Annotated in this window: 23 protein-coding genes; 7 read left to right on the top strand and 16 right to left on the bottom strand. The window is 56.7% G+C overall.

Going from position 1 to position 19,767, the window contains the following annotated elements; genetic code table 11:
• Positions 1-148: 148 nt before the first annotated feature.
• A complete protein-coding gene (locus LG327_RS14320; RefSeq protein ID WP_404362874.1) occupies positions 149-1,789 on the bottom strand; it encodes an acetolactate synthase large subunit in 1,641 nt (546 codons plus the stop codon).
• 92 nt (positions 1,790-1,881) lie between these two features.
• On the opposite strand from LG327_RS14320, the gene LG327_RS14315 reads away from it, so the two are divergent.
• Entirely contained in the window at positions 1,882-2,937 is a 1,056-nt protein-coding gene (locus tag LG327_RS14315) for a DsbA family protein (protein ID WP_404362872.1), read from the top strand.
• Between the two features lie 87 nt (positions 2,938-3,024).
• Here LG327_RS14315 and LG327_RS14310 read toward each other — a convergent pair whose 3' ends face one another.
• The 7 genes from LG327_RS14310 to LG327_RS14280 form a co-directional block, all read right to left on the bottom strand.
• A complete protein-coding gene (locus tag LG327_RS14310; protein WP_404362870.1) occupies positions 3,025-3,456 on the bottom strand; it encodes an SRPBCC family protein in 432 nt (143 codons plus the stop codon).
• Between the two features lie 47 nt (positions 3,457-3,503).
• Positions 3,504-3,749: a zf-HC2 domain-containing protein gene (locus LG327_RS14305; protein ID WP_404362868.1), complete on the bottom strand. Its 246-nt coding sequence runs from the start codon at positions 3,747-3,749 to the stop codon at positions 3,504-3,506.
• Entirely contained in the window at positions 3,743-4,363 is a 621-nt protein-coding gene (locus tag LG327_RS14300; protein WP_404362866.1) for an RNA polymerase sigma factor, read from the bottom strand. The genes LG327_RS14305 and LG327_RS14300 overlap by 7 nt, the downstream gene beginning before the upstream one ends.
• A 75-nt stretch (positions 4,364-4,438) precedes the next feature.
• A complete protein-coding gene (locus LG327_RS14295) occupies positions 4,439-4,879 on the bottom strand; it encodes a MerR family transcriptional regulator (RefSeq protein WP_404362864.1) in 441 nt (146 codons plus the stop codon).
• Between the two features lie 165 nt (positions 4,880-5,044).
• Positions 5,045-5,863, bottom strand: coding sequence for a sterol desaturase family protein (locus tag LG327_RS14290; protein WP_404362862.1), 819 nt, complete (start codon positions 5,861-5,863; stop codon positions 5,045-5,047).
• Positions 5,860-7,092: an MFS transporter gene (locus LG327_RS14285; RefSeq protein ID WP_404362860.1), complete on the bottom strand. Its 1,233-nt coding sequence runs from the start codon at positions 7,090-7,092 to the stop codon at positions 5,860-5,862. The genes LG327_RS14290 and LG327_RS14285 overlap by 4 nt, the downstream gene beginning before the upstream one ends.
• A 30-nt stretch (positions 7,093-7,122) precedes the next feature.
• Positions 7,123-7,467: a DsrE/DsrF/TusD sulfur relay family protein gene (locus LG327_RS14280; protein WP_404362858.1), complete on the bottom strand. Its 345-nt coding sequence runs from the start codon at positions 7,465-7,467 to the stop codon at positions 7,123-7,125.
• Between the two features lie 123 nt (positions 7,468-7,590).
• Here LG327_RS14280 and LG327_RS14275 point away from each other — a divergent pair, with 123 nt between their 5' ends.
• The 6 genes from LG327_RS14275 (at position 7,591) to LG327_RS14250 (ending at position 14,699) form a co-directional block, all read left to right on the top strand.
• Positions 7,591-8,250 (top strand): ArsR/SmtB family transcription factor, encoded by a 660-nt coding sequence (locus LG327_RS14275; protein WP_404362856.1) that lies wholly within the window; start codon positions 7,591-7,593, stop codon positions 8,248-8,250.
• Positions 8,251-8,466: 216 nt separating this feature from the next.
• Entirely contained in the window at positions 8,467-8,952 is a 486-nt protein-coding gene (locus tag LG327_RS14270) for a cupin domain-containing protein (RefSeq protein WP_404362854.1), read from the top strand.
• Positions 8,953-9,131: 179 nt separating this feature from the next.
• A complete protein-coding gene (locus LG327_RS14265; RefSeq protein ID WP_404362852.1) occupies positions 9,132-9,506 on the top strand; it encodes a hypothetical protein in 375 nt (124 codons plus the stop codon).
• Positions 9,507-9,638: 132 nt separating this feature from the next.
• Positions 9,639-11,129: an efflux RND transporter periplasmic adaptor subunit gene (locus LG327_RS14260; protein ID WP_404362850.1), complete on the top strand. Its 1,491-nt coding sequence runs from the start codon at positions 9,639-9,641 to the stop codon at positions 11,127-11,129.
• 19 nt (positions 11,130-11,148) lie between these two features.
• Positions 11,149-11,499, top strand: coding sequence for a copper-binding protein (locus tag LG327_RS14255; protein WP_404362848.1), 351 nt, complete (start codon positions 11,149-11,151; stop codon positions 11,497-11,499).
• A 56-nt stretch (positions 11,500-11,555) separates the two neighbouring features.
• Positions 11,556-14,699, top strand: a complete 3,144-nt coding sequence (locus LG327_RS14250) for an efflux RND transporter permease subunit (RefSeq protein ID WP_404362846.1) — start codon at positions 11,556-11,558, stop codon at positions 14,697-14,699.
• 93 nt (positions 14,700-14,792) lie between these two features.
• Here the strand turns inward: LG327_RS14250 and LG327_RS14245 are convergent, their stop codons facing one another.
• From LG327_RS14245 to LG327_RS14210, 8 genes are all read right to left on the bottom strand, one after another.
• A complete protein-coding gene (locus LG327_RS14245; protein WP_404362844.1) occupies positions 14,793-15,422 on the bottom strand; it encodes an SCO family protein in 630 nt (209 codons plus the stop codon).
• 31 nt (positions 15,423-15,453) lie between these two features.
• Complete coding sequence (locus LG327_RS14240; RefSeq protein WP_404369440.1) at positions 15,454-16,287, bottom strand: cytochrome c oxidase assembly protein; 834 nt, start codon at positions 16,285-16,287, stop codon at positions 15,454-15,456.
• A gap of 151 nt (positions 16,288-16,438) precedes the next feature.
• Complete coding sequence (locus LG327_RS14235; RefSeq protein ID WP_404362843.1) at positions 16,439-16,882, bottom strand: c-type cytochrome; 444 nt, start codon at positions 16,880-16,882, stop codon at positions 16,439-16,441.
• Positions 16,875-17,729: a hypothetical protein gene (locus LG327_RS14230; protein ID WP_404362842.1), complete on the bottom strand. Its 855-nt coding sequence runs from the start codon at positions 17,727-17,729 to the stop codon at positions 16,875-16,877. The genes LG327_RS14235 and LG327_RS14230 overlap by 8 nt, the downstream gene beginning before the upstream one ends.
• 11 nt (positions 17,730-17,740) lie before the next feature.
• Complete coding sequence (locus tag LG327_RS14225; RefSeq protein ID WP_404362840.1) at positions 17,741-18,253, bottom strand: DUF411 domain-containing protein; 513 nt, start codon at positions 18,251-18,253, stop codon at positions 17,741-17,743.
• Positions 18,254-18,350: 97 nt separating this feature from the next.
• On the bottom strand, positions 18,351-18,623 hold the full coding sequence (locus LG327_RS14220; protein ID WP_404362838.1) for a hypothetical protein: 273 nt from the start codon (positions 18,621-18,623) through the stop codon (positions 18,351-18,353).
• A gap of 131 nt (positions 18,624-18,754) precedes the next feature.
• The gene (locus LG327_RS14215) at positions 18,755-19,129 is read right to left on the bottom strand and encodes a hypothetical protein (protein ID WP_404362836.1); all 375 of its coding nucleotides are present in this window, start codon (positions 19,127-19,129) and stop codon (positions 18,755-18,757) included.
• An 81-nt stretch (positions 19,130-19,210) separates the two neighbouring features.
• Positions 19,211-19,762: a protein-disulfide reductase DsbD domain-containing protein gene (locus LG327_RS14210; protein ID WP_404362834.1), complete on the bottom strand. Its 552-nt coding sequence runs from the start codon at positions 19,760-19,762 to the stop codon at positions 19,211-19,213.
• Positions 19,763-19,767 lie beyond the last annotated feature (5 nt).

Here is a 19,767-nt window from a genome sequence, read left to right as displayed (position 1 = left end):
AGTGAGCAGAAAATCACCGTTTACAGCACAAGATGGCCTTTTTCTGACTCCGACATGCCTTAAGAGTCAGTCACTTAACGTCAACTCTTCATGTAGTATATTTCATTGAAACTTCCTCTCTGTCCATGGCTTTGCAGGCGGGGTCGAGCTACAACCGGCAGGTTTTTTCCTTAAGAAGTACGTTGAGAATCTCGTGATTAAGGGAATAATCTACGGGCACTTCGATCACGTGAACGCCTGGACTGGTCAGGCAGTGATCCAGGGTCTCCTGAAAATGCTCGTCCCCGGTGATCCGGTAGCCCTCGGCACCATAGCTGCGGGCGTAGGCCACAAAGTCCGGGTTGCTGTAGTCCAGACCGAACTCATCAAAACCCATGTCCTGCTGTTTCCACTTGATCATGCCAAAGGCATTGTCGTTGAGGATGATGACAACCAGATCGAGTTTGAGCCGCACTGCGGTTTCCAGTTCCTGGGAGTTCATCATGAAACCCCCATCACCGCAGATGGCCACCACCTGTGAGTCCGGGCAGACTATTCTTGCCGCCAAAGCTGAAGGCAGGCCCGCTCCCATGCTCGCCAAAGCGTTATCCAGCAGCATGGTGTTGGGCGCATAACATTTGTAGTTGCGGGCAAACCAGATTTTATAGATGCCGTTATCCAGGCTGAGCACCGCATCATCGTCAAGGGTGCTTCGAAGCAGGTGGACCAGGCGCTGAGGCAGCATTGGAAAGCGGGTATCCTCGAAATACTTTGACAGGTGGTTATCCACTTCGTCTTTCATGGTTTCGAAATAAGACAGGTCCCAGTGGGACTGTTTTCGAATACTCTGTCCCAGCTGTTCAAGGGAGGACGCTATGTCGCCAACCACATTAAGCTGGGGGAAATACACTGCATCCACCTCGGCGGGACAGAAGTTGATGTGTATGACTTGCTTGCCGCCATGCTCCATGATGAATGGCGGCTTTTCCACCACGTCATGGCCCACATTGATGACCAGATCCGCGTAGTCTATGGCGCAGTGAATAAAATCATTGCCAGAAAGAGCGGCGGTGCCCAGGTACAGGGGATGTCGTTCGTCAATGACACCCTTGCCCATCTGAGTGGTGAAAAACGGAATACCGGTCGCATTCACAAAGTCAGTCAGTGGCCCGCAGATCCGTTTGCGGTTGGCGCCGGCCCCCACCAGTAACAGGGGGTGTGTTGCCTTTTCAATCATGACCGCGGCATCGGCAAGGCTCTCGCTGTTCGCGGAAGGCCGGCGGTGATCACCTACCCCGAACACTGTGTCATCACATTCTTCCCTGGCGATATCCTCCGGTAGTTCCAGATGAACCGCGCCGGGCCTTTCTTCCAGCGATAACCGGAAAGCCTCCCGCACCAGAGGCGCTATGGTATTGCCATTCACGATCTGGCGCGTAAATCGGGTGACCGGCTGCATCAGGTCCACCACATCAAGAATCTGAAAACGCCCCTGCTTGCTTGATTTGATGGGTTTCTGGCCAGTGATCATCAGCATGGGCATGGCGCCCAGATGCGCGAATGCTGCCGGGGTTACAAGATTGGTTGCACCGGGCCCCAGGGTTGCGAGGCAGACGCCGGTCTTTTCGGTCAGGCGCCCATAAGTGGCCGCCATAAACCCGGCGCCCTGTTCGTGCCGCGTAACGACCAGGTGAATACTCGACTCCTTCAGCGAGTTCAGGAAATCGAGATTTTCTTCCCCAGGCACAGCAAAAATGTATTCGACACCTTCATTTTCGAGGGCTTTTACCAGCAGGTCTGAAGCTTTCATCGGCCTTTCCCATTTCCGGATTCACAATCATTCCTTCACGCCACCATAAACAAACAAGCGACCTGTTGTCATTCCTGGTCCATGCGGACCCGGTGCATGCATTAAAGGACGGACACAGGGATGCCTGCTCCGTTACAAAAGCAATACGCTGCCGGAGTTCCCTTGACCTCGATCAGCCGGAAGCCGAAGTTCTAAGAGCCTGCTGTGAACATCTTCTGGCCGCGGAAACAGATGATACTTACCTCGACAAAGCGCTCACCACCCTTGTGCCCCTGTGGCAGAAAGAGGCTGCAGCCGTGGCCCCGGTCCAGCGGGATTCCGGAGCCGAGGCGAAGCAACGACTGGAAACGAATGAGCAGCTGATGAGAAAACTGGGCCATTACCAGGGCGGTATGGTCTGGTTTCAGGGGGAGTGGTTCTGGGGTCTGGACCGTCTGGATCATCTGGAACAGCTGCTGATAGACACCGGGCTGGCAAATTCCGCTACTGAAACGCCAACATACACCCGGACCTGGGCCGGCCTGGCATCCAGTGCGCGCAAGCTCAAGGCGGACAACCCTGCAAGGCAGCAGCCGCTGGAGATTTTCTTTTCCATCCGTAGCCCGTATTCCCATCTGGGACTGGAGCGGGCGGTATTGCTGGCAGCGGCCTGGAAGATTCCGCTGGTCATTCGCCCGGTACTCCCGATGCTCATGCGCGGACAGCCGGTGCCAGGCAGCAAAAAGTGGTACATCTTCCACGATACGCGCCGGGAAGCGGACAAACTGGGTATTCGTTATGGCTTTGTGGCGGACCCACTGGGCGCGGGCGTTGAGCGCTGCTACGCGCTGTCCGACTACGCCAGATCGGAAGGTCGTGAGGTGCAGTACATGCTCAACTACGCCAGGGCCGTGAACGCCGAGGGCATTCGTTCAGAAACCGACAGCGGCCTGAGAATCATCGTGGAAAGAAGCGGGCTGGACTGGGAGCATGCCAGAACGCTGCCTGGTAACGAGGACTGGCGGGCCTGGGCGGAAGAAAACCGCAAAGCAATGTACGGGCTTGGTTTATGGGGCGTCCCGGGGTTTCGTTACGGTGATACCAGCTGCTGGGGCCAGGACAGACTCTGGCGCATCGAAGAGGCCATTCAAAAAAAGGGTGGAATCTGATTCCACCCAGGGTCCGAACAGGAAGTACCCCCCTCACACGGCTTCTGTGACAGGTGAGGCAGGTGCCGAATGTTTGCTCTGCGGCTATCAGCTCTCGAGAGTCTTTTTGAGTTCGCCAAGCAGATTGGCATAAATTCCATGACAGAATTCCGCCGCCTCCTTGTCCTTGCCTTGCCAGCTTGAATACCATTCCACGAAAGTTCCGCCTTCACCTTCCGTCACCGGCCGAACGAGGACGCGGCCCGTGTAATCGCTGACCTCGTCTCTGGATACCGGGGAAGGGCCGTCATCAATGCTGTAGGAAATGCTGTACTCCTGGTCATCGATATCGGTCAGTGTTTCATGGAAGGCTTCGTTGAGGATGCGTTTTGCGCCTGGCTCGTCGCCCTTCCTGTCTCCCACCGCCTCGACACTGGAAATGATATTCGGGGCCCAGCTGAGGTCATGGAAATCACGAAGCGTCGACCAGACCTTTTCAGCAGGTGCGTTGATCACGACAGACTGGTAGGTTTTTCCCATATTCGACTCCGGATTTTTCAGATGTGTGGGTTTACTCAATGCCCGATTCAGCGATCATGACGGTCAGCCAGGGCACGTTCGATCTGGCGGTCGATGCTTCGGGCATATTCTTCGCTGAGAGGCTGGCCGGAATGCCTCTCGAGCAGTTCCGTGCTGGTTCTCAGGCTTTCGATGAATGAGCGACAGCGGGGGCACATCATCAGATGCATGCGAACCGACATCCGGTTTACCCTGCCCAGTTCGTCGTCTATGTAGTCACTGGCAATGTAGGCGAGACCTCGACAGCTCAGCATTCGCCGGTCTCCTGAAAGTGTTCGACCATCAGAAAGATTCTCTGACGGGCGCGATGTATCAGCACTCTCAGGTTAGAGTGACTGATATCCAGAATGTTACAGATATCGTCAGATTTATGGTTGTGGGTCTCGTACAGCATCAGTGCCGAGCGCTGTGTCTCGGGCAATTCGGACAGGTGCTTATCCAGACAGTCCTTGAGGGCGCCGTTTTCCATCAGAACGTCTGCAGACTCATCCGTTTTCATGGCAGGAGGTTTTTGCCAGCGGCCGCTCGGGCCGTATCGGTCACTGAGTTCCGGGTCCAGGGCATCGCCGAAGTCCGTGCTTACCTCACGGTTCGTGGTTCGCAGCCGGTTCTTGGCGCGATTGGCAACAATGCGGTGTAGCCAGGTTTTCAGCCCGGACCGGCCTTCAAACTTTTTGATTGCGTCGATGACGGTTAGCCAGCATTCCTGGACTATGTCTTCGGCATTGGCGCTGGTGTGATAAAAGCGGGCGACGGCGAGCATGCCGGGTGTGTAGATCCGCACAGCGTCCTTGTAGGCAGCCTCATCGCCATTCTGCAATCGCTCAATGAGAGCCGATTCATCCCGGGAAGCCCTGGTCCGTTCCATGCTGACGTCCTTCCTTTTCAACAGCTATTCAATTCCAGCAGTCTACAAGGAAAATCGTCAAAATTGAACGACTGATCAAAAACCTGCAGCAGGATACTGAATGTCCACCAGCCTGCCATAAAGTGCCGCAGTCAGCGGACAGGTGACGCCACCACGGCTCACCTGGCATTGCTCAACCAGTATTTCGAGGGATTCTTCGATCTCCCGGAGAGTCTTTATCTTTCTCCTCACGTCTGTGAGCTTCTGTTCAGCCAGAAACTGGGCTTCCTCGCAGCCGGGACTGCCTTCAAGACGCAGGAGTTCTGAAATTTCCTCCAGGTCAAAGCCGAGCCGCTGTGCAGTTTTTATGAAGCCAAGACGCTCGATGTCGCTTTGACCATACTGCCGGATGCTTCCACGAGGGCGCTCAGGTTCCCGAAGGAGCCCTTTGCGCTGATAAAAACGGATGGTTTCAACCGTGACATCGACGGCTTGTGCGAGGGTTCCGATCGACAATTGGTTCGATCCACTTTTCATGCTATTGACTCCCTGTCAAATAGATGGATAGGAACAGCTTAGCAGCATAAAAAGCAAAGAACAGGAGTGACCATGAAATAAATCAGGTTTACTCAGCGCGGCGCAGGACCCTTTTCGCGACATGTTCGTTTCGCTTGCAGGCCGCTCTCTGAGGGGCGTCGAGCACTATCCGGACCGTCCGGTAGGATTGCGAAAGGGCTGGAGTAGCATCCGATCTATTCGCAGTTCTTCCGGGTTACGAAACGCCCCGATGCCGATAGTCATGCCGAGATGGCCGGCCTCTGGCTGATCGCGATAGGTTGAGAATATCCGGTCCCACCACGGCAGGTTAAAACCAAAATTGCTGTTGGTCTCCCGGCGAATAATCGAATGGTGCACCCGGTGCATCTCCGGGGTTACCACGATGAGCCGGAGAACCCGGTCAAGCGGGCGGGGGAGGCGGACATTCCCATGATTGAACATGCTGGTTGCGTTCAGCAGAACTTCAAAAATCAGCACTGAAATAGCCGGGGCGCCAAGCGCAGAAACCACCGCAAACTTGATGAGCATGGATATCAGAATCTCAATTGGGTGAAAACGCAAGCCGGTGGTCACATCGAATTCAAGATCTGCATGATGCATCCGGTGAAGTCGCCAGAGCCAGGGGATCGCATGAAACAGTCGATGCTGGAAATAAATGGCAAGGTCCAGAACAATCACTGAAAGCACTACTGCCAGCCATCCATTAACCCTGACCTGGTTGAAGAGTCCCCAACCCTGGTTTTCCGCGTAAAGAGCCAGGCCTACCGCAGCAAGCGGAAAAATCAGCCGCACCGAGAGAGTATCCACCAACACGATCAGAAGGTTATTGGGCCATCGGGTAAGCCGGCCAATCTGCTGGGGCCGGCGTGGCGCAACGGCCTCCCACAACATCATGGCAAGCAGCACGGCGCCAAAGACCCCCATCCGGATGACCGGTTCGGAGCTGGATATTGCCTCTGTCATTCCCGCTCCCCGCCGGTTGGGGTGTGTATCGCCGGTACAGCTATCTGCCGCTGTGCCATTTGCAGCTTCAATTTCAGCGAGGCAAGTGCCACCAGCAGAATCAGAGGCAGCATGGAAAGGTTGAGCGCATTCCAGCCGATGAAGTGGAGCAGGGCGCCTGACATCAGGGAGGCCAGGGCAACGAGGGAGAAGATGATCAGGTCGTTTACCCCCTGCACTTTCCCTCGCTCTGATTCCGAATGGACCGTGGAAAGCAGCGTGCTTCCCCCAACAAAGAGAAAATTCCAGCCGATACCCAGACATACCAGGGCGATCCAGAAATTCAGTATCCCGGCGCCCGTTGTCGCGAACAGTACCGCCCCTGCCATGAAGAGGGCTCCGGCCAGGAGTATCCAGGTAATGCCCAGTCGGGCAATCAGCGTGCCTGTAAAGAAAGAGGGCACAAACATGCCCAGAATATGCCATTGCATGACGAATGCGATCTGGGCCATCTCAAAACCCCGGGAAAGCATCGCCAGTGGGGTCGCTGTCATGATGAGAATCATCATGGCGTACCCGGCCGCCCCTGCAAACACCGCCACTCCGAATCTCGGCTGCGCGGCAATCCTTGCCATGGGCCGGCTCACGTCGCCAGGTTGGGCTTCGCCGCTGGCGGGGACCCTGAGCTGGCTGAGCAGGATCACCGCGAGCAGGGCGGCCAGGGCGATGACCAGGTAGGGGCCGCCGGAGGGAACTGAGTCAATCCAGGTAGACGCAGCGGTGGCGTTCCAGGGGCCAAGAAAAGCGGCGACCACACCTCCGGCCATGACAAAAGAAATCGCCCGGCTGCGGAACGCCGGACTCGCAACATCCACCGCAGCAAAGCGGTAGTACATGGCAAATCCCTGGTACAGACCAATAAGAAGATTGCCGATACAGAAAATCCAGAAGGATGCCATGGCGATGCCTGCAAAGCTGACCAGCCCGCCTGCCACCCCTCCAAGCGTGGCGCCGGTTATGAAGCCCCGGCGTCTGCCAACCCGCTTCATGAACAGTGAGGCGGGCAGGGTGGAAGCGACAGACCCAAGCATCATCATCGCAATGGGAAGTGTTGCAAGACCGGGCTCAGGGGTGAGCTGCTGACCAATGACACCACTCATAGTCATGACGGTGATGGAAGCCACCATGAACAGAGTCTGGCTGACAACCAGAATCAGAATGTTACGTTTTTCTCGTGGTGCTGCAGTCATGGGCGCCAACTCCGGCGTTGCTGGTCCGGGTCAGAATACCAGTACCTTGTCGGCCTGCTCGGTCGCTTCGGCAAGAGCGTCCATGGTGCTGCGTTCTGCACCGTCTGCCACTTCCTCCTCGGTAAGCCCGCGGGCATCCATACAGGTGCCACACAACAGAACCCGGCCTTTTGTGGTCACCCGTCTGATCATGCGCTCGGTATTGTAGAAGCCTTCCGGGGTTTTCTGGCCTTTTTTGGCACCGGACACTGCATCTCCCATCAGGAATACAGTAACTCGACCGTCACGTTTCATGAGGGCGTGGGCGAGACGTAGGCCGTTATACAGCCTCTCGGTTCCGTAAGGGGGGTCGTTAATAATCAGCAGGGTGTCCATGGCCTTCTCCTTCAACATTATTCTATTGAATGCTAGAATATTAAATAGTATTGGCTGCCAGGCTGTCAATGGCGCGCCTGAGCCGATTTAAAAGAGAGCATCAGAAAGAGCATTGAGGTAACCATGACAATTTCACGCCAGGATCTGTTCGATACCCTAGCGCTGGTGGGGAAAGCTCTCGGCAACGGTCACCGCCTCACGCTTCTTGAGCGACTTGCTCAGGGGGAAGCGTCGGTTGAGGCTCTGTCCAGTTGCGCCGATCTGACGATAGGCAATGCATCCCAGCATCTTCAGCACCTCCGCCGGGCCGGGCTGGTCACGGCCCGGCGTAACGGGCGGCATATTTTCTATCGCCTCACCGACCAGCGCACCACAACCCTGATCAGTCAGATGCAGCAGATAGCGGAAACCAACCTTGCTGAAATGGAGCGGCTCGTCGGCCAGCTGTTCCCGGATTCGGACGCAGCAGGTGCCCTTGAGCCGCTATCCCGGAATGCGCTGAAAACGGCTGTGGAGAATGGTGAAGTGACCCTGCTGGATGTCCGGCCGGAAGATGAGTACCGGTCAGGACACCTTCGGGGAGCCATGAATATTCCGATCGATGACCTGGAGCAGATGCTTGATCAGTTGCCAGCGGACCGGGAGATAGTGGCATACTGCCGCGGGCCATATTGCGTGCTTTCCCATGAAGCAGTACAGCTGTTACGCAATCGCGGATTCAGGGTCCGCAGGTACGAGGAAGGCTATCCCGAATGGAAGGCAGCGGGATTGCCTGTTGACTGAAATGCAGCTTCCGGAGAAACAGTCGGGACAGCTATCGCACGCTGGATGGGACGTCACACAGCGTACTTCTAAAGTGCTTGACCTTGAACCGGACTATAGAGTTATGGTGTCTGATGCGTGCAGTTCCGGTCTGGCAGACCTTGTTGCCGTTAAGGAACCGAGGTCTTCCTTCTTCCGTGATCGCTATCCTGTTTTTGTTAAAGGAGGAACGAAATCATGAAGCTCCACAGCAGCATCAGCTCAAGCGTACTGGTGGCCCTGTCTCTTGGGATGGCACCCATTGCAGTAGCGGACCTGCCCTATCAGGGGGAAGGGCACATCATGGTGCAACCTTCAGATCTGGAGTGGAAGCCGGTTGGATCCATGTCTCCCGGGGCTGAAATCACCGTCCTGGAAGGAGACCTGGGCAAAGAAGCCGCCTTTACCATGAGGCTGAAAATGCCGGCGAACTACGACCTGATGCCCCATACCCATCCAGAGTATGAAAGGGTGACGGTTCTGTCAGGTACTTTTCATTTTGCCCACGGCAAGGAATTTGATGCTGACGGCCTCAGGACTCTGCCCACAGGCAGTTTTGCCGTGATGGCGCCGGGCGAGCCCATGTACGGACGCACGGGAAAAGACGAAGTCGTCATCCAGCTTCACGGCACAGGGCCCTGGGGAATCGAATACATCGATCCCAGCCATGATCCCCGTAAATAAAACCGGTGGATCCAGCGAGCCGTTCTGACCCGGATGGGCGCCATGGCTGAAGTATGGTGTCAGGGCATCCCCCATTCGGGGTACCTCTTCGCGCTCTGCAGCCAGCGGCGAAATTGCTTGACCTTGCACCAGCCTTAACGACTAGAATCAGTATCTTAACCAGACGCATAGATACGCCAATGACCCAGATACTGGACAGAATGAGAGCACAACGCCGCCGGTCGGCGATGGTACTGCTATTCGTCTGGTTATGGTGCCTTGCTGCCGGGGTCTTCGCCCAGGGCATGGGGCCGATGAGCGAGGGGCATGCATCCGTGATTCCGGATGCAGCACAGCCTTCTTCTGTTTCCGCTCCTGAATGCTGTCCTGAAGCCAATGATCTCCTGCCTGGCAAGCTGACACAGTTCAGTCTGCTGATGGCTGCTGTGCTGTCCTGGTTTGTCCTCGCAGTCTCCGGATTACGGCCAGGTACGGGTTTCAGTTTTGGCACCCGCAGACTCATTCCCTCACCACCCCGCCGTCTTTACGTTCTTCACTGCACCTATCTGAACTGAGTTCCAGTCTCCCCGGCTGAATCTTCCGCCATTTATCCGTAATTCGATCTTTATCCGAAATAAAGGTGGCCCAGAGGCCATTTCACGGACCACGTGTGTTCTATCAATGCCATTTTGCCAGGAGTGCCCTGAATGCGTTCATGGGTTTCAGTGATCTTGATTGTTGCCGCCTTTGCGGGCGGCTGGTTTGCCAGCGGCCAAATGCCGATCCATACGATGTCCGACCTGGATAACACCTCCGGATCGGAAACCGGGAAAAAGGAGCCGCTTTACTGGGTGGCGCCCATGGATCCTGATTACCAACGGGATGCACCGGGAAAATCTCCCATGGGCATGGACCTGGTGCCAGTTTATGAGGACAGCTCCGGCGGGCCGGACGATGGGGGTGTCACCATCGCGCCCAGTGTGATTTCAAATCTGGGGGTCCGGCAGGCGGAAGTCACCCGCGGCCCCCTGGCCAAACCGATTTCCACAGTTGGCTATGTAACCTACGACGAGGACCGCCTGATGCATATACACAGCCGGGTGGCCGGTTGGGTGGAAGTCCTCAATATCAAGGCGGCGGGAGATCCGGTCAAAAAGGGAGAGACGCTGTTTGAAATCTATTCTCCCGAACTGGCGCTGGCTCAGGAAGAGTATCTGCAGGCAAGGCGAACTGGCCAGCCCGCGATGGAGCGGGGTGCCCGCCGCAAGCTGCAGTCGCTGGGTATTTCATCAGAGCAGGTGGACCAGCTCTTCGAGCGAGGGACTTCAAAAGAGACCCTTGCCATTAAAGCGCCGGTCGGCGGCCATGTGGCGGAACTTGGCATCCGCCAGGGCATGTACATCCGGCCAGACACCCAGGTAATGGCCATAGGAACCCTGGACTCTGTATGGGTCCTGGGGGAGTTCTTTGAGCGCCAGGCCGGTCTGATCGATGAAGGAAATGACGTCAGCATCACCGTTGCGGCTTTCCCGGGCCAGGAATGGGAGGGCAGCGTGGATTACCTTTATCCCCAGCTGAATCAGGATAGCCGCACCATGCAGGCACGGGTCCGGATTCTTAATAGTCCCGGTAACGAGACCCTGCGTCCGAACATGTTCGTCAATCTCGCCCTCCAGGCGCCTCTGGGAGAAGACCTGATCTCGATTCCGAAAGAAGCTCTGATTCGTGGCGGCAGGGGCGACCGGGTCATCCTGGCTGAGGGCGATGGCCGTTTCCGGCCGGTTCCAGTGAAAACAGGCACCGAGGCCGGTGACCGGGTAGTGGTGCTGGAGGGTCTTGAAGCCGGGCAACAGGTGGTGACCTCCGCCCAGTTCCTTATCGACTCGGAAAGCAATCTCGATGCAGCCTTCGCCCGCCTGAGCCCGGCTGAGGAGGCTGAAGAAGCTGAAGGAGAAAACCAGCCCATCCCCTCGACCGGACGTCTGCTGGACAAGGATCCGGAAGAGCACACGGTCACTCTCAACCACGAACCCATTCCCGCTCTTGGCTGGCCCTCCATGGAAATGGACTTCGAGCTTTCCGCAGATGTGGACATGGAGGGGCTCGAAGTGGGCTCAGAGGTCCGTTTCGAACTTCTCGAGAACACCGAAGGCGATCTGGAAATCATCTCAATACAACCCGTCAACCCTGAAAACTGAAGCAGAAGAGGAAACACACATGAAAAAATCACTCATCCAGTCCGCCATTTTGGCTTCCGCACTCCTGCTGGGCGCGCCCGCTCATGCCGAAATGAAACATGAGAAGAAAGACATGGACATGGGTAGCAGCAGCCAAAGTGCCCAGATGATCGAATCAAAAGGCACGGTCAACAAGATCATGCCCGGGAAGAACAAGGTTGTGATCACCCATGAACCGATTCCGGAACTGAAGTGGCCAACCATGAAAATGACCTTCAGCACAGCGGATGAGGTCAACCTTGATGCGCTGGATAAAGGTGATGCCGTGCGTTTTGTCATCGAAGCAAAGCAGGGCAAAAACACAATCGTCGAGATAGAACCGGCGCAGTAGCAGGCAGCCGGGCTCCACCAGGGGCCCGGCCAAATCTGACGGGATGAAACACTGAGATGATCAACGCCGTAATTCAATGGTCCCTGCACAACCGTTTTTTTGTGCTGCTAGCCACTCTGATCCTTGTGGGCTGGGGCATTTATTCCCTGCGGGAAACCCCAATCGACGCCATTCCCGACCTCTCCGATGTCCAGGTCATCGTCAAGACATCCTACCCGGGCCAGGCGCCCCAAGTGGTGGAGGATCAGGTCACCTATCCCCTGACCACAGCCATGTTGTCGGTGCCCGGCGCCCAGACAGTACGCGGCTATTCCTTCTTCGGGGACTCTTACGTCTATGTGATTTTTGAGGAGGGCACGGATCTCTACTGGGCCCGCTCACGGGTGCTGGAGTACCTCAGCCAGGTAGCGGGCAAGCTACCTGATGCCGCCAGTCCGGAGCTTGGGCCTGATGCGACCGGCGTCGGCTGGGTTTACGCCTACGCCCTGACCGACACCACCGGCAACCATGATCTGGCACAGTTGCGCTCAATTCAGGACTGGTTTCTCAAGTTTGAACTGCAGACCGTTTCCGGTGTTTCCGAAGTGGCCACCGTCGGCGGGATGGTCAAGCAGTATCAGGTGGTGGTTGATCCGAACCGCCTGCGCGCCCTGGATATCACTCTGCAGAATATTCACGCCGCCATCACCAATGCCAATCAGGAATCGGGTGCGTCGGTGATTGAAATGGCGGAAGCCGAGTACATGGTCCGGGTGACAGGTTATCTGCAGGGGGTGGACGACCTGGAGCAGGTCCCTCTGGGGGTGAGCAAAGAGGGTATCCCGATACTGCTGCGTGATGTGGCCGAAGTCCGGGTTGGACCACAGATGCGCCGTGGCATTGCGGAACTCAATGGTGAAGGAGAGGTGGTCGGCGGGATCGTCGTCATGCGCTTTGGGGAAAATGCCCTCACTACTATTGAAAACGTCAAGGAAAGGCTGGCAACACTGAAAGAAAGCCTGCCGGAGGGGGTAGAGATTGTCCCCGTGTACGATCGGTCCGAGCTGATTGAAGGCTCAATCGACAACCTGACCACCAAACTGGTGCAGGAATTCCTGGTGGTAGCGCTTATCTGCGCCGTGTTTCTTTTCCACCTGCGCTCTTCACTGGTGATCGTGCTCAGCCTTCCGGTGGGCATTCTTGGCGCCTTCATAATCATGCATTACCAGGGGCTGAACGCCAACATCATGTCGCTGGGAGGTATCGCCATTGCTATCGGTGCCATGGTGGATGGCGCTATTGTCATGGTGGAGAACGTGCACAAACACATGGAGCGAACGCCGCTCACAGATGACAACCGATGGGGCGTTATCGCACGGGCCGCGGGCGAGGTGGGGGCGCCGCTGTTCTTCTCGCTGCTGATCATCACCATGAGCTTTCTGCCGGTCTTCACCCTTGAAGCCCAGGAAGGCAAGATGTTTGCGCCCCTGGCATTCACCAAAACCTACGCCATGGCCGTGGCCGCGGGGCTTTCAATCACCCTGGTTCCCGTGCTGATGGGCTACCTGATTCGGGGCAAGGTGCTGCCGGAAAATAAAAACCCGGTCAACCGGCTGCTGATTGCGGGTTATCGGCCCATGGTGAGAGGCGTGTTGCGGGCCCCGGTTGTCGTGATCCTCGTGGGCATCCTGGTGCTTGTTGTCGGGCTCTGGCCTGCCACCAGACTGGGTAGTGAATTCATGCCACCGCTGGACGAAGGCGATCTGATGTACATGCCGACGACCTATGCCGGCATTTCTGTTGGCAAGGCCCGGCAGATCCTGCAGCAGACCGACCGCATGATTGCCACCATACCGGAAGTGGAAACCGTGTTTGGCAAAATTGGCCGGGCCGAAACCGCCACCGACCCGGCACCTCTGACCATGATTGAGACATTCATTCACTTCAAGCCCCGGGACCAGTGGCGGGAAGGCATGACGTCCGAGAAACTTCGGGAGGAGCTGGATTCGGCAGTTCAGCTGCCGGGCCTGACCAACGCCTGGGTGATGCCCATCAAGACCAGGATCGACATGCTGGCGACCGGGATAAAAACCCCGGTTGGCATCAAGGTTGCCGGACCGGATCTTGAGGTGATCGAAGAGATCGGCAAGGAGCTGGAAGAGCTTCTTCCGGCGATCCCCGGCACCGCCTCCGTCTATTCCGAAAGAGTGGCAGGAGGCCGCTACGTCAAGGTGGATATAGACCGTGAAAAGGCCGCCCGTTTCGGGCTCAACATCTCGGATGTGCAGAGAGTGGTTCAGACTGCAGTAGGTGGCGTGAATGTGACCGAAACCGTGGAGAAGCTTGAGCGCTACCCCGTTAACCTTCGCTATCCCCAGCGATACCGGGACTCTCCCGAACAGCTCAGCCTGTTGCCAATCGTGACGCCACGGGGAGACCGGATCGCTCTTGCAGACGTGGCAAGCGTCCGTGTTGAAAACGGCCCACCCATGCTCAAATCAGAAAATGCCCGCCTCAATGGCTGGACTCTGGTGGACATCGATGGCCGGGACCTGGGTTCCTGGGTCAACGAAGCCCAAGCGCTGGTGACCGATCAACTGGAACTTCCGTCTGGTTATTCACTGGCCTGGTCCGGCCAGTATGAGTACATGCTCCGGGCCAAAGACCGTCTTGCGCTGGTGGTACCCCTGACCCTGGCGATCATTGTTCTGCTGCTGTATCTGAACTTCCGGAATTTCGTGGAAGTCGGAATCATCGTCGGCACCCTTCCATTTGGCCTGCTGGGAGGCATCTGGCTGCTTTACGGGCTGGGGTACAACCTGTCCGTGGCGGTGGGTGTCGGCTTCATAGCGCTGGCCGGCGTGGCCATCGAGATAGGAGTGTTAATGCTCACCTATCTGAATCAGTCGGTAAATGAGCTTAAAAAACAGGTGGATACCGAGGACCGGAAGCTGACTGCGGAGGATCTGAAATCCGCTGTAATCGAAGGCGCGGCCCAGAGGGTGCGGCCAATCATGATGACGGTGGCCACCGTGGTTGCCGGCCTCGTACCCATCATGATGGGTGGGGGCGCAGGCTCCGAAGTAATGCAGCGCATTGCGGCGCCTATGGTGGGAGGCATGGTCAGTACCCTCATATTGACCATGCTGCTTTTGCCCGCAGTGTTTTTCCTCTGGCAGAAGCGTGTCCTTCGCCGGCAACGCGGCGAGATTCTTTCATGATTAAATTACCAGCAGTCATCATTCCTTTAATCGGTCTGTGCATGGGGGTGGGTTGATCAGCTTTGGCGCCGGGGTGGTTGACGAACCGGACTGTCAAATGCCTGCCTTCACGAGATCAGCCAGATCCTCTGCTATCAGCTCGGTTGGGAGCTCCGGGCGGAGGAGCAGTCTGATACGACCCTGGGTATCGAAGACGTAGATGGCGCTACTGTGGGAGACCTGATAATGACCGTTGCTGTCCGGCTCGCTGTATCCGAAGGTGGTACGGTATCTTTTGGCCAGCTGCCGGAGCGTGCTTTCTTCCGCAGTTAATCCAGTGATGTTGTCCCCGAAAAACGAGGCGTATTCCCCGATAAGCTCCGGAGTGTCACGCTCCGGATCAACACTTACAAACAGCACCGTCACTTTTTTCTGCAGTTCTTCGGGCATTTGACGAATCGATTTCTGGATATGGGAAAGCGCTGTCGGGCAAACGTCGGGGCAGGAGGTGAAGCCAAAAAAGAGCAGTCGCACCTGCCCGGAGTAGTCCGCGGCGGTTACCCGATCATTATTCGAGTTCACCAGTTCAAACTCCAGGTCCGGCATTACGCCGGTAATGTTTTTCCCATTCCATTCCTGCTCCCCGGAAGTACAACCGCTGATAATTGCTGCGGTCAGAACCAGGAAAAGAATCCGCCTGTTCAGCTGCTTTTTCAGATGTCGGGTAAATCCACGGTATGTCATAGCTCTCTCACTTGGGTTGGCTGAATTCGTGTTAACTGCTCAGAGAAGGTTTCTGCTCATCCAGCGGCTCGTTCTGGTTCATCAGTCGTCTGAACACTATGAACATTCCGAGAATGCTCATCATTGCCGGGGGAATCCATGTCAGCAGCCCACCCAGAACCTGGTCGGTTTCAGGGGCGATCGGCCAGGCGCGACCGCAGACTTCATAAACGTCGTATACCGCACTGCGGGAAAACACTATGTAAGCCCCGAGGACAATCTGGGGGACTGCCACCAGTGCGAGAATCAGGAGCCTTCTGCCGTAGCCGAGCACCTTTTTCGAGACTGGAGATCGGGGGTCCAGCATTAACCACCAGAAAAGCAGACCATCCAGAAGCATGCTCCAGTTCATGACCCAGTACAGATTTCGGCTGAGCATGGCGTCGAAATGCAGTGGGGGCCATAGCCAGAAGTAGATCAGCCCGACAAACAGGAAAGCCGCAAGGGCAGGCTGCTGAAGGAAGCGGTAGACAGAGCCCAGAGGGGCCAGAAGCCGTAACAGGTTATCAGGTGACCGGGAGCGCCAGTACCGGAAGACCGGCAGGGGATTGGAAAGCGCGATCAGAATTGGTCCCAGGTGGTGCAATACCAGGTGCTGGCCACGATGCACAAAGAACATGTACTGGGAGAAATAGTCGAAACGGGTCTGCATGACTGCATAACAGAGGCCAAGGCCGACCAGAAATGCTGAGACTCTCATCATTCCCGGCTTCTGGGACTTTGGGAGATACCTGAGCGCAGTTAAGTAGAGAAGCAGTACAACAAGATACGCCGTGAGCGTCAGCGGCGAGAAATCATAGGGGAGCAGCCAGGCAGACCAGGGCATCATGATCCTCCTGGATCAGGGTTGCCGGGCTGACAGCAGCCTGGGAACGGCTGGCGACCGTTGTATTGACAGAAGCTGATAGGTCTGTCGAGATCGGACTCAAGCGAAAGTTTCTTTCCTGCGGGCATTGTTCAGCTCTCTTTTCACCGGCTCAGTCCTCGGGAACGTCCTGACTTTCACGCTGCTGGTAAAGGCGCTGCTCTTCGGTCCAGAGGGTCCTGAGGTATTCGATAACCGCCCTGATTTCCTGATCGGTCAGAATGTTCTCAAAAGCTGGCATCGTAAGGCGGTCCGATTTGTTAAAAGGGTGTCGCCAGCCCTCAGCAATCATTTGAAACAGCATCCTGTCGCTGTGGCGCCAGGTATGGCCGGTCTCGTCGTGAGGCGGGGGAGGCATTTCCCCTTTTTCATCCTTCTTTTTCCAGTCGGCGGCGCCTTCGCCCTGCCATCCATGGCAGGCAGCGCAGTACTGTTCGTAGATCTTCCGCCCCTGCGCAGCCTCGCGTGACAGGTCCTCTGGCGCACCGGGTACGCCAGAGGCCGTTGCAAGCGCCGGCAGGAACATGAAGATCAGACCGCTGAGCCATTTATTCATACAGTGGAGCCCAGTCTCCGGCCGCGTTCGCTGCGAGAACCCTGCCGCTGGCGGTGCCAGCGATCAGCCCTTTTCCCGGGGAAAAGGTGAGTGCAGAGACTGCCTCCGGTGCTTTTCTGGGTTTCCAGGCCTCACCACCGTCATCACTGTGGTGAATCGCCCCGTCGATTACGACGTAGACGTTTTCCGGCTGGGCCGGATCGAAAGTGATGGCCGTTACAGTACCCCTCAAATCTCCGGCATCACCCCAGAAACAGAAACAGTCCATGGAGCGGGCCACGCCGCGGGTCGTGCCGGCGAAAAGCCAGCCGGACTCCATACTGCCAGCCATGTTCGAATGCAGGAATGCCTGAACCGGCTCCTGAGGCCCATCATCGACCCTCACCCATTTGGCACCGCCATCCTTCGACCGGAACATGCCTTTTTCCGGCATGTAGGCATAAAGGGTTTCCGGTTGGGTGGTATGGGCCGCGATTTCGCTCACCTGCAGGTCAGGCAGGGTGTCATTTAACGACTGCCAGCTCCGATTGACGCTGTCGTACACCCAGACTCCCACCCCCGGGCCGCCAAGATAGATTTTCCCGTCGGCACCGGTCACCAGGGTAGAGGGTCGCGCATCCGCTTCAAGGGCAGGCAGGGTAATAGTCTCAGGAGCGCCGGTTCCAACTGAAATCAGCGCGCCGTCACGAAGAACCAGCAGCGACTCTGCCGAAACTGCCGTCAAAGCGTTTACTGGCTGGCCCTGATCAGCCGTCTCGGCTTTTGCCAGGCTGGATGCCGCCGCAAGCAGAGCGATCAGAGGCAGGAACCAGGCTCCCGACTGAAACAGGCTAATAAAGGCTTTCATCTGGTCCGCCCTCAATAGTCTTTGTGTTCACTGAAAACGCGGGTCTGGCCATTCGAGTTGAAGGCAAGCACCTCATAGTCGTCCTTCCGGCCAGTCTCCATGCCAGGGCTGCCGTGGGGCATGCCGGGCACTGAGAGGCCCACAGTGTTGAATCGGGGATTTTCCAGGTAGGCAACAATATCGCTGGCCGGAACATGGCCTTCGATAACCAGGTCGCCAATCAGTGCCGTATGACAGGACGCTACTGAGCGAGGCACACCGTGCTCCTGCTTCACCCCGTTGAGGTTGTCGGTTTCAACAATAGTTGTTTCAAAGCCGTGGGCATCAAGGTGCTCAGCCCAGGACTGGCAGCAGCCGCAATTGGGGTTCTTGTAGATCGTGATGGCCGGTCCATCCGAGCTGACGGAGGCCAGTGGGGCTGTGGAATCAGCAGACTCGTTCGCCTGGAGGGCGAGCGTCGTTGCGCCAGCGGCGAAAACGATGGCGGCTACGCCGGTAAACAGAACGGGTTTTGTAATCTTCATGGTAATCCTCGATATTGATCAGCAATGCGCGTTTCAGGGCCCGGGTCGCCGTGGCTTCCCGGGCCATTGATGTCACTTCAGGCGAGTGTCCGAAGCATCATTGGCCGTCAGAGTTCTCGCTCTTGTCGGCGCCCATGTGGCTGTCATGGCTCTGCATCATGTTCATGCAGGCCCCCATCATGGCTTTACGATCCTCCGGAGCCATGTCGGACATCATGTTCATCATCTCCATCATGCCGCCCATGCCCTGCATGCCGTCAGAGAACATCATGCCCTTGCCTTCGCCCTCGTGGGCAAATGCAGAGAAGGTGCCAATGGTGCCGGCCAGAACAGCCGCTGTGATCGCAAGCTTGAGATTTGATTTACGCATTTGGGTTCACTCCAGTTAAAGGCCCGTGATGAATATAAGTACGGGCTTTATTTCCAATTTTTCCAGAAATCAACGTTGAAACATTTAACGTTAATGAAATCGCCGCAATGGGCAAAAATCCGGGTTGGAACTCAGGAGTGATCCTGGGGAGGGGGAGTAACGGAAACCAGGAATGGGTCCTGGTAGATCGCCGCATGGGCGTTCAATACCGGCTGGGACCCGGTATCAGTAAAAGCGGCAGGCGCTGCCAGCAGGAGAGCGAAGCTGACACCGCACTTGCTCACGCCGCCCGCGCTCGGACAGGCCATATCAGAAGCCGTGACACACCCGCCGCCGTCTGATGGGGCACTGGTGCTTTCCCCGTGATCCATCATCATGGAACCGCAATCCGCCATGGCGGACTCCGCCTGACCGCCTGGCACATCGGCGACGGCCAATACCGGCCCGCTAATCACCAGAAGCAGTGACAGCAGCACGGAAATGATTTGGCGGCTCGTTCGGGTCATTCTGATTTCTGGCACCAAACAGTGGAATTAATGGATGTGACACGCACCCGATTCTTAAGTTCACCAAAGCCTAGCAGCTTTTTATTTCAATGGCACTGCTATCTGGATATCCGAAGGTGCAAGACAGATCCCCGAATCACTGCAGGACTGTACCCGGACGGAGAGGTCCAGGGTCTCGCCATCTTCCATGGCCTTGATGGTGCCTTCGTCCGGCTCCAATCGGATCTGCGCCCCATCATCGTAGAGCTCAATCATGGTCCCGTTGAGACTCACATCGCTCTTTTTGCCCTGGGGATAGCTTGTGGGTATTTCCACTATGCGATCACCGGACCGGGCACTTACCGTGGTCGAGATCAGGAATTCCAGCGAAGCCGGTGTGGAATTAACATGCCAGCCTTCATCGATATCCAGTTCAATAACCATCGCCTGCTCTGGGCCTTCACCCTCGTAAGCAAGGTTTACCCGGACCTTGTCGGCGGAATCGGCCGGCCCTGCGGCCCCCGAAAGACTTGCCGGCGCCTCGTTCCGGGGAACTGGTGAGTCGCTTTGGAAATAGCTTTTTGCGCCAAAAGCAGCGAGAGCGATGACCAGCAATGCGGTGGCGGCCAGTGACCAGGTTGTGGTGCGCGTCATGACAT

It is taken from the genome of Marinobacter sp., assembly GCF_044799475.1.
In the GTDB taxonomy this organism is placed as follows: domain Bacteria; phylum Pseudomonadota; class Gammaproteobacteria; order Pseudomonadales; family Oleiphilaceae; genus Marinobacter.
Note: the sequence above shows the minus strand (reverse complement) of the source record. Positions and strands in the feature narration are given on the sequence as shown.

Excerpts from the sequence above, each read along its gene's own strand:
- LG327_RS14295 (WP_404362864.1), bottom strand. The coding sequence starts at position 4,879 with ATGAAAAGTGGATCGAACCAATTGTCGATCGGAACCCTCGCACAAGCC.
- LG327_RS14250 (WP_404362846.1), top strand. The coding sequence starts at position 11,556 with ATGATCAACGCCGTAATTCAATGGTCCCTGCACAACCGTTTTTTTGTG.
- LG327_RS14210 (WP_404362834.1), bottom strand. The coding sequence starts at position 19,762 with ATGACGCGCACCACAACCTGGTCACTGGCCGCCACCGCATTGCTGGTC.
- LG327_RS14220 (WP_404362838.1), bottom strand. The coding sequence starts at position 18,623 with ATGCGTAAATCAAATCTCAAGCTTGCGATCACAGCGGCTGTTCTGGCC.
- LG327_RS14255 (WP_404362848.1), top strand. The coding sequence starts at position 11,149 with ATGAAAAAATCACTCATCCAGTCCGCCATTTTGGCTTCCGCACTCCTG.
- LG327_RS14290 (WP_404362862.1), bottom strand. The coding sequence starts at position 5,863 with ATGACAGAGGCAATATCCAGCTCCGAACCGGTCATCCGGATGGGGGTC.
- LG327_RS14300 (WP_404362866.1), bottom strand. The coding sequence starts at position 4,363 with ATGGAACGGACCAGGGCTTCCCGGGATGAATCGGCTCTCATTGAGCGA.
- LG327_RS14245 (WP_404362844.1), bottom strand. The coding sequence starts at position 15,422 with ATGACATACCGTGGATTTACCCGACATCTGAAAAAGCAGCTGAACAGG.
- LG327_RS14260 (WP_404362850.1), top strand. The coding sequence starts at position 9,639 with ATGCGTTCATGGGTTTCAGTGATCTTGATTGTTGCCGCCTTTGCGGGC.
- LG327_RS14240 (WP_404369440.1), bottom strand. The coding sequence starts at position 16,287 with ATGCCCTGGTCTGCCTGGCTGCTCCCCTATGATTTCTCGCCGCTGACG.
- LG327_RS14310 (WP_404362870.1), bottom strand. The coding sequence starts at position 3,456 with ATGGGAAAAACCTACCAGTCTGTCGTGATCAACGCACCTGCTGAAAAG.
- LG327_RS14215 (WP_404362836.1), bottom strand. The coding sequence starts at position 19,129 with ATGACCCGAACGAGCCGCCAAATCATTTCCGTGCTGCTGTCACTGCTT.
- LG327_RS14230 (WP_404362842.1), bottom strand. The coding sequence starts at position 17,729 with ATGAAAGCCTTTATTAGCCTGTTTCAGTCGGGAGCCTGGTTCCTGCCT.
- LG327_RS14235 (WP_404362843.1), bottom strand. The coding sequence starts at position 16,882 with ATGAATAAATGGCTCAGCGGTCTGATCTTCATGTTCCTGCCGGCGCTT.
- LG327_RS14305 (WP_404362868.1), bottom strand. The coding sequence starts at position 3,749 with ATGCTGAGCTGTCGAGGTCTCGCCTACATTGCCAGTGACTACATAGAC.
- LG327_RS14275 (WP_404362856.1), top strand. The coding sequence starts at position 7,591 with ATGACAATTTCACGCCAGGATCTGTTCGATACCCTAGCGCTGGTGGGG.
- LG327_RS14265 (WP_404362852.1), top strand. The coding sequence starts at position 9,132 with ATGACCCAGATACTGGACAGAATGAGAGCACAACGCCGCCGGTCGGCG.
- LG327_RS14320 (WP_404362874.1), bottom strand. The coding sequence starts at position 1,789 with ATGAAAGCTTCAGACCTGCTGGTAAAAGCCCTCGAAAATGAAGGTGTC.
- LG327_RS14280 (WP_404362858.1), bottom strand. The coding sequence starts at position 7,467 with ATGGACACCCTGCTGATTATTAACGACCCCCCTTACGGAACCGAGAGG.
- LG327_RS14270 (WP_404362854.1), top strand. The coding sequence starts at position 8,467 with ATGAAGCTCCACAGCAGCATCAGCTCAAGCGTACTGGTGGCCCTGTCT.
- LG327_RS14225 (WP_404362840.1), bottom strand. The coding sequence starts at position 18,253 with ATGAAGATTACAAAACCCGTTCTGTTTACCGGCGTAGCCGCCATCGTT.
- LG327_RS14285 (WP_404362860.1), bottom strand. The coding sequence starts at position 7,092 with ATGACTGCAGCACCACGAGAAAAACGTAACATTCTGATTCTGGTTGTC.